This is a genomic window from Camelimonas fluminis (assembly GCF_014656355.1).
GTDB classification, from domain to species: domain Bacteria; phylum Pseudomonadota; class Alphaproteobacteria; order Rhizobiales; family Beijerinckiaceae; genus Camelimonas; species Camelimonas fluminis.
Map to the genome: position 1 here is coordinate 474,322 of NZ_BNCG01000001.1, position 7,301 is coordinate 481,622.

Here is a 7,301-nt window from a genome sequence, read left to right on the forward strand (position 1 = left end):
CGAAACCTGCCTCCGGAGCACGGGCAACACAGGGTTATCGATGCGAATGAAAAGCCTGTACATTGTTTTGCGCCGGATGGCGAGACGCCGGAGCGCGGCGCCAGGACGCCGGAGCGCGGCGCCATGAGCGGCGAAGCTGTCTGGCGGTTGCCTGGGCGACACGCCGCGCGCCGCGCGCGCCTGCTGGCGCGTGGCCGCATCATATCCGCCATGCGGCGTTATTTTGATGATCAGGGTTTCATTGAGGTCGACCCGAACGCGCTGCAGGTTTCGCCCGGCAACGAGACGCATCTGCACGGCTTCCAGGTCAGCGACGGCGCCGGCGGCCCGCAGCCGCCGTTGTATCTGCACACCTCGCCCGAATTCGCCATGAAGAAGCTGCTGTCGGCGGGGGAGGAGCAGATCTATGCCTTCGCCCATGTGTTCAGGGCCCGCGAGATCAGCCCGTTGCATCACCCCGAATTCACCATGGTGGAGTGGTATCGCGCCGGCGAACCGCCAGCGGCGCTGATGACCGACTGCGCCCGCCTGCTGACCATTGCCGCCGCCACGGCCCGCGCCGCTGGTTGCGGGCCGGATGACGGCGTCTGGCGGTTTCGCGGTCGCAACGCCGACCCGACGCTGCCGCCGGAACGCCTGACCCTGGTGGAGGCCTTTGGCCGCCACGCCGGGCTTGATCTGGCGGCTTTCCTTCCCGCCGCCGGCGTCACGGCGGACGCGGCGTTGACCCAGGATTTCCGCGCCGCTGCGGAGGCCATTGGCGTGCGGACGGTGGCGGACGACGCCTGGTCGGACGTGTTCTCCCGCGTGTTGTCGGAGCGCGTCGAACCGCGCCTGGGGCAGGGGCGGGCGACGCTGCTGTGCGACTATCCGGCCAGCGAGGCGGCGCTGGCGCGGCGTCGGGTCAATGATCCACGTTTCGCTGAGCGCTTCGAGCTGTACGCATGCGGCGTCGAACTGGCCAACGGTTTTGGCGAACTCACCGACGCGGACGAGCAGCGCCGCCGCTTCGCGACTGACATGGACGAGAAGGCGCGCGTCTATGGCGAGCGCTATCCGCTCGATGAGGATTTCCTGGCGGCGCTGCCGCATATGCCAGAGGCGAGCGGCGTCGCCCTGGGGCTCGACCGGCTGGCGATGCTGGCGACGGGCGCTGAACGCGTCGATGACGTGATCTGGACGCCGGTGGCCCAGGACCCATAAGGATGCGCAAGAATCTGACCCGCAGTCTGACCCGCGTGGATGAACTGGTCGCGGCCGGCCTGGCCGACGGCGGAACGCGCGAGGAGCTGGAGACCGTGGCGGCGCGTTATGCGGTGGCGGTGACGCCGGCCATGGCGGACCTCATTCCCCCGCATGCGCCTGATGACCCCATGGCGCTGCAGTTTGTTCCCCGCGCCGAAGAGCTGACCATCCTGGCCGGGGAGCGGGCCGATCCGATCGGCGATGACGTTCACAGCCCGACGCCTGGCCTGGTGCATCGCTACAGGGACCGGGCGCTGCTCAAGCTGGCTTCGGTCTGCCCCGTCTACTGCCGGTTCTGCTTCCGCCGCGAAATGGTGGGGCCGGGCGGCGAGGCCATGCTGACGCCCGGGGAGCTTGACGCAGCCTTCGCCTATATCGCGGGTCACCCGGAGATCTGGGAAATCGTGATCAGCGGCGGCGACCCATTGATCCTCAGCCCGCGACGGCTGGCAGGGGTGATGCGGCGGCTGGCGGCCATCGACCACGTGCGCGTCGTGCGCTTTCATTCGCGGGTGCCGCTGGTGGCGCCGGAGCGGATCACATCTGAACTGGTCGAGACCCTGCGCGGGGCTGGCAAGGCGGCGTGGGTGGTGCTGCATGTCAATCACGCCCGTGAGTTCACGCCAGCGGGGCGGGCGGCGCTGGCTCTGCTGGCGGACGGCGGCGTGCCGCTGCTGTCGCAGAGCGTGCTGTTGCGCGGCGTCAACGACAATGCGGCGGCGCTGGAAGCCCTGCTGCGCGCCTGTGTCGAGAACCGGATCAAGCCATACTACCTGCATCAGGGCGATCTGGTCCCCGGCGCCAGTCATTTGCGCACGACCATTGCCGAAGGCCAGGCGTTGATGCGAGATTTGCGCGGTCGCCTCTCCGGGGTCGCCCAGCCAACCTATGTGCTGGATATTCCGGGCGGCTTCGGCAAGTCGCCGATTGGGCCGAACTACATCTGCGACGATCCGGACCGTGCCGGCGGCGCGCTGGTGGCCGATCCTTCCGGGCAGATCCATCGTTATCCGCCTGACGGCGCGGGCGAAGACTGATTGTCTGGAGCGCTTTGCGGTCAGGCGGAGCCGTGGATCGATCAGCATTCGTTCAAACAGGAAACACCGGCGCGTTCGCATTGATATGGCGGCGCGCCGTGGCGTCGCCGGGCGACATATCCCAGAGTGAGATGGCCCCGGGTGAATATGGCCCAGGCTGACATAACCCCGGGCGACATGGCAGGGCGGCGGGCCAGCCTCTGGCGTCGCGCCGCGCCCTCCGGCATATCTGGATCAGATCAAACGCGATAACGCGCTTCAGGAGGAAACATGGCCCGCATTCCCTATTTCGACCGCGCCGAAGCCGACGCGGACGTTGAGAAGATCTACGCCAAATTGCCGGAGCTGAACCTGTTCCGGATGATGGGCCACTCCGGCCGGCTGATGGGGCAATTCGTCAAGTTCGGCAACCAGTTGCTGATCCATTCCGATCTCGATCCGGTGCTGCGCGAGATCGCCATCGTGCGGGTCGGCGTGCTGAGCAAGGCCTCCTATGAGGTTTACCAGCACGAAGCCATCTGCCGCAGCTACGGCATGTCGGAAGAGAAGATCCGGGCCATCCATGAAGGGCCGGACGCGGCGGCGTTCAACGAGCTTGAAAAGCAGGTGATGCGTCTGACAGACGACATCGTTCACAACGTCCGCGCCTCCGACGCGACCTTCAATCCGGTGCTTGAGAAGCTGGGGCCGAAGCACACCCAGCACCTAGTGTTCTCCATTGGCTTCTACATGATGGTCAGCCGCTTCCTGGAAAATTTCGACGTCGATATCGAAGACGATGGTCGTCCTGCCGGTCTGGATCTGCCGGGCATGGAGAAGCGCTGACGAGGGGCGCAGCCCCAGGCCGCCTCTGGCCCTGGCTATCGTTCGTCACGGCTGCTGTCGCCACTGACCGTCGCCACTGACCGCCGTCACCGTTCGTCATGGCCGGACCTGTTCCGGCCATCCACGGGGCGCGGCTGTTGCGGCGCGTCATCCCCGCCGAAGGGGCAAAGGCGTGAATGCCCGCGCCGTGCTTCTGGAACAGGCGTGCGGTTCGGACGCCTTTTCAGCCTGCGGCGTTTCAGGCTCCCTGCCGTGCCCCTCTGCGGTTTGACTTTGACTGGCGGGAGGCGTATCTGGCCCGCCATGTCATGCACGATCGCATGGGGCCTCCCGCGCTCCGCCGCCAGCTTCTCGCGCTATTATACGCCGTTCCCATAACGGCGGCTGCATGACCATGTTCAACCGCTGCGACGCCGGCGGTTGATCCATTGCTTTCCAGCTTTCCGGCGCGCAGCCCTGCACAAGGGCTTTGTTATGTTCGCGCCAGACCGTCTTGCTCCCGACCAGACATCCGTCAATTCCATGGCCTCCGTCCGCTTGTGCTCCAGCCGCTCCTGCGGCCCGCGAAATATGCCGGCGGATTTCCAGCAGATTGGCCTCATCGGCTTCGGCGCCTTTGGCCGCCTGATCGCGCGTCATGCGCCAGCGGGCGTGCGCCTGCTTGCCTATGACGCGGCGTCTGACGCTGGCGAGTTGTCGCCGCCGGCGTCCTGCCGGCTGTCCCGGGTCAGCCTGGCGGAGGCCGCGTCATGTCCGCTGGTGGTGCTGGCCGCGCCGGTGACGGCGACGGCGGCGATCTGCCGGCAAATCGCCCCATGGCTGCGCCCTGGAACGCTCGTTGTCGACGTGGGTTCGGTGAAGGTGCAGCCGGTGGCGGACATGATCGCCAATCTGCCGGCGGATGTGGAGATCGCCGGGCTGCATCCGCTGTTCGGGCCGCAAAGCGCCGCGGACGGGCTGGCCGGACTGCGGCTGGTGGTGTGCCCGACGCGGGGGCGCAAGGCGTTTCGCCTGGCGGCGCTGCTGAAGGCCGGTTTTGGCCTGGAGACGCAATTCGCCACCCCGGAAGACCACGATCGCGAGATGGCCATGGTGCAGGGCGTCACCCATATGGTGGCGCGGCTGGTGGCGTCGCTCGATGAGCGTCCGACGCGCATGGCCACCCGCAGCTACGCGTTGCTGATGCAGGCGGTGGACATGGTGCGGCGCGACAATCCGGCGGTGTTCGACGCCATCGCCCTGCGCAATCCGTTTGTCGCCGGCGTGCAGGAGCAGTTCTTTGAAGCCGCTGGCGCGCTGCGCCGCGATCTGGCGGCGCGGCGCGCGGCGATGACGGATGTGGAGCCGCAGCCGTGCGCGGCGGCGTTCTGAGGCGGGAATGGAGCGCCGGCTCCCCTGGCGCTCCAGCCCTGACGATCAGGACAGCACCTTGATCCCCGTCCAGTCGTCATTCTCATAGCGCGACAGCTCGTAGTTCTTGAGCGGCGCGTAATCCTCCGGCGTTGTGCTGAAATTGACGCCGGGCAAGTTGATGGGCGCCGTCATGTTGGTGAGGTTGGTGGCGACTTTCAGCAGGTTTTCCCGGGTGAGATTGTCGCCGCAACGCTCCAGCATCTGGTGCAGCACGTTGGCCATGGAATAGCCGGCGAAACCAAGGTTATCGGTCCTGTCCAGATTGGGCAGCTGGGCGTCCAGCAGGCTGAAATAGTCAATCACCGCCGATCATTTTTCCAGCGCGGGCTGGAGATGCTGCGCACCGAGCGCAGGGCAAGCGCGCCTTCGCCGCCCTTGCCGGCGGGCTTCAGCAGCGAAATGGTGGCGGAGCCGCTGAGCAGGTACTGGTCCGGTCTCCAGCCAGTCTCCTGCACCTTGCGCAGCGATTGCGAGACGAATTTTCCGACGGTGAGATTGAGGAATACATTGGCGTTCGTGCTGGCCAGCTTCAGCACCTGGGAGTCCGCTGTGGGGTCGGCGACTTCATAGCTGGTCTCAGCCACGATCATGGTTTTCGCCTTGTCGCCCAACTCCTCCTTGAAGGCGCTCAGGTAATCCCGCCCCAGTTCGTCCACCTGGTGGAGAATGGCGATTCTGGCGTCGGGTTTGGTGGCCAGAAGATGGCGCGCCAGCACCCGCGCCTCGGTGGAGTACAGGGCGCTGCCAGGCGTCGTCCAGGGGAATTCCTTGGGGTTGTTGAAGCGCGCGGCGCCGGTGCCGATCATCAGTTGCGGGATCTTGCGGCTGTTCATGTAGCGCTGCACGGCCGCCTGGCAGGCGGTGCCGATGGAGCCGAAAGTGGCCAGCACGTGTTCGCTTTCGATCAGCCGTCGCGTCGCCTCCACCGTCTTTGGCGGGCTGTAGGCGTCGTCAAGAGCGATCAGCCGCACCTGCCGGCCCTGCACGCCGCCTTTCTTGTTGAGCCGCTCAAAGTAGGCGAGCTGGACGCGGCCGGAGACGCCGATGTAGGAGGCGGGGCCGCTGAACGGCAGGGTCTGGCCGATCCGGATTTCCCGGTCGTCGGCGCCGGTGTCGTAGTGGGCTTTTTTGGCGAGGGCCGGAGCGGCCAGGCCGCCAAGACCGGCGGCGGCGACGACGCCGCCCACAGCTGTCAGCCCGCCGAGGCGCAGCAGGTCGCGGCGGGACGGCGTGGCGAACGGGTCCTTGTTCATCTGTTTCCTCCTGGATGGACGCTCTTTGATCCGGAGAGCCGGATTCGTCGTCTCAACAGGCAGGATAGGCGGGCAAAGCCGCCGCCAGCAATATATTTTGTTATAACAAATGCGAAGGTTGCGCGGAAGCGCGACGCGCCAGCAAAGAAAAACCGGGCCATCCTCGCGGACGGCCCGGCTGGAACGGTTGTCGCTGGCGACGCGCGGATCAGGCGTTGGCCGCTTCCTTCAGCAGGTTCCGGGCAATGATGAGCTGCTGCACCTGGCTGGTGCCCTCATAGAGGCGGAAAATGCGGACGTCGCGATAGAAGCGCTCCACCGCGTAGTCACGGATGTAGCCGGAGCCGCCGTGGATCTGCACGGCGCGATCAGCGACGCGGCCGACCATTTCCGAGGCGAACAGCTTGCAACAGGAGGCTTCGGTGGCGACCGGCTGGCCGGCGTCGCGCTTCCTGGCGGCGTCGCGCACCATGCACAGGGCGGCGTAGGCTTCGGCCTTGCTGTCGGCCAGCATGGCCTGGATCAGCTGGAACTCGCCAATCGCCTGGCCGAACTGCTTGCGCTCGGAGGCGTATTTCACGCTCTCCGCGATCAGGCGGTCGGCGACGCCGCAGCACAGGGCTGCGATATGCAGACGGCCCTTCTCAAGGGTCTTCATGGCCGTCTTGAAGCCCTGGCCTTCCTTGCCGCCGATGATGTTGGCGGCCGGCACGCGGCAGTCCTCGAAGATCACGTCATGGATGTGGGCGCCCTGCTGGCCCATCTTCTTTTCGGACTTGCCGATCTTGATGCCGGGGAGATCAGCCGGAACGATGAAGGCCGAGATGCCGCCGGCGCCAGGGCCGCCGGTGCGGGCCATCAGCGTGAACATGCCGGCGCGCGCCGCATTGGTGATGAAGCGCTTGGAGCCGTTGACGACGTAATGATCGCCATCCTTGCGGGCGACGGTGCGCACCGAGGCGGAGTCCGAACCGGCTTCCGGCTCGGTGAGGGCGAATGAGGCCACGACCTCGCCGCTGGCGATCTTCGGCAGCCACTCTTTCTTCTGCTCTTCGGTGCCGTCGAGCACGATGCCCTGCGAGCCAATGCCCACATTGGTGCCGATGGCCGAGCGGAAGGCCGGTGAGGCGTGACCGAGCAGGTAAACCACCTCGGCTTCTTCAGCCATGCTGAGGCCAAGACCGCCAAACTCCTCCGGCGCCGACAGGCCATAGAGGCCAAGGTCGCGCATCTCGGCGAGGATGTCTTCCGGAATTTCATCGGTCTCAGCGACCCGCTCTTCATTGGGGATGAGGCGCTCGCGAACGAAACGCTCAACAGTGTCAAGCAGTTGCCTGAAGGTTTCCGGTTCGAGCGCCATGGTGTCCCCTCTTCGTCGCGCGGCGGGTCTGGTCAGTGGTTTCGCTGAAATTGCGAAAGCCATTTTCGCATGTTGTCCAGATAACGCATTCCAGAGCGTCGGCAAACGGATTTTCTGGTCGCCCAGGCTTTCACAGGATCCAAGGCCGCAGCGCCGGGGGGGGGGGGG

General features: G+C 66.1%; 7 protein-coding genes. 4 read left to right on the forward strand and 3 right to left on the reverse strand.

Going from position 1 to position 7,301, the window contains the following annotated elements; all coding sequences use genetic code 11:
* The first annotated feature begins 123 nt into the window (after positions 1 to 123).
* The 4 genes from epmA (at position 124) to IE243_RS01990 (ending at position 4,478) form a co-directional block, all read left to right on the forward strand.
* Positions 124 to 1,203, forward strand: coding sequence for an EF-P lysine aminoacylase EpmA (epmA, locus tag IE243_RS01975; protein WP_191317639.1), 1,080 nt, complete (start codon positions 124 to 126; stop codon positions 1,201 to 1,203).
* 2 nt (positions 1,204 to 1,205) lie between these two features.
* Positions 1,206 to 2,282, forward strand: coding sequence for a lysine-2,3-aminomutase-like protein (locus tag IE243_RS01980; RefSeq protein ID WP_191317640.1), 1,077 nt, complete (start codon positions 1,206 to 1,208; stop codon positions 2,280 to 2,282).
* A gap of 270 nt (positions 2,283 to 2,552) precedes the next feature.
* Complete coding sequence (locus IE243_RS01985; RefSeq protein WP_191317641.1) at positions 2,553 to 3,107, forward strand: carboxymuconolactone decarboxylase family protein; 555 nt, start codon at positions 2,553 to 2,555, stop codon at positions 3,105 to 3,107.
* Between the two features lie 570 nt (positions 3,108 to 3,677).
* Positions 3,678 to 4,478: a prephenate dehydrogenase gene (locus IE243_RS01990; RefSeq protein ID WP_191317642.1), complete on the forward strand. Its 801-nt coding sequence runs from the start codon at positions 3,678 to 3,680 to the stop codon at positions 4,476 to 4,478.
* A 45-nt stretch (positions 4,479 to 4,523) separates the two neighbouring features.
* Here the strand turns inward: IE243_RS01990 and IE243_RS01995 are convergent, their stop codons facing one another.
* The 3 genes from IE243_RS01995 to IE243_RS02005 all read right to left on the reverse strand — a co-directional run bounded on the left by IE243_RS01995 (position 4,524) and on the right by IE243_RS02005 (position 7,133).
* Positions 4,524 to 4,823 (reverse strand): type 1 periplasmic-binding domain-containing protein, encoded by a 300-nt coding sequence (locus IE243_RS01995; protein WP_191317643.1) that lies wholly within the window; start codon positions 4,821 to 4,823, stop codon positions 4,524 to 4,526.
* Positions 4,820 to 5,773 carry an ABC transporter substrate-binding protein gene (locus tag IE243_RS02000; protein WP_191317644.1) on the reverse strand — a complete coding sequence of 318 codons (954 nt, stop codon included), beginning with the start codon at positions 5,771 to 5,773 and terminating at the stop codon, positions 4,820 to 4,822. Before IE243_RS02000 ends, IE243_RS01995 begins: the two co-directional genes overlap by 4 nt.
* Positions 5,774 to 5,981: 208 nt before the next feature.
* Positions 5,982 to 7,133: an acyl-CoA dehydrogenase family protein gene (locus IE243_RS02005; protein ID WP_191317645.1), complete on the reverse strand. Its 1,152-nt coding sequence runs from the start codon at positions 7,131 to 7,133 to the stop codon at positions 5,982 to 5,984.
* Positions 7,134 to 7,301 lie beyond the last annotated feature (168 nt).